1 protein-coding gene is annotated in these 555 nt (G+C 71.7%); it reads left to right on the forward strand.

Translation table 11 applies throughout. The annotated features are described in order from the left end of the window. Window positions 1-103: 103 nt before the first annotated feature. Window positions 104-555: helix-turn-helix domain-containing protein (locus tag ACY45C_RS11000; RefSeq protein WP_462187521.1), on the forward strand; the 452-nt coding region annotated here is incomplete at its 3' end.

Here is a 555-nt window from a genome sequence, read left to right on the forward strand (position 1 = left end):
CCCGCCCGCTCCCTCCCCGCTTGCCCGGCACCCCGTCGGCCTCCGAAACTGTCTGCGCCGTCGGTTACCGTGACCGCACTGGATCATCTTCACGGAGGTCGTCGTGGCGGTCACGGTCGCCCGTATCCGGGCTGAAGCACTTCGCCTGCGGGAGCTGGGCTGGTCCTATCGCCGTATCGCCCGAAGACTGCAGACCCGCCATCACCTGAGCGCGCTCGCCGCGTTCCGCCTCGCGCACGGCTGGACGCAGGAGGAGGCCGCACGCCGCTGGAACGAGCGGTGGCCCGGTTCGGGGCCGGCCAAGACCGGTAAGACCTTCTCGTACTGGGAGAGCTGGCCGGCCAAGGGCGGCCGGGCGCCTTCCACACAGGTCCTGTCACGGCTGGCTGAGCTCTACCTGTGCCGGCCGGGTGATCTGCTGGACGGGCGGGACTACGGCGAGCTCGATGAGGGCTTCGAGGGAGGTGCGGGCCCCGCGGCCTCCGCCGGGTGCACCTGTGCAGCGGGCGGCACGGGTGGGGATGAGGAGGACGGGTGTGCGGGGCTGCGCTCGTT

Source organism: Frankia sp. CcWB2 (genome assembly GCF_977927585.1).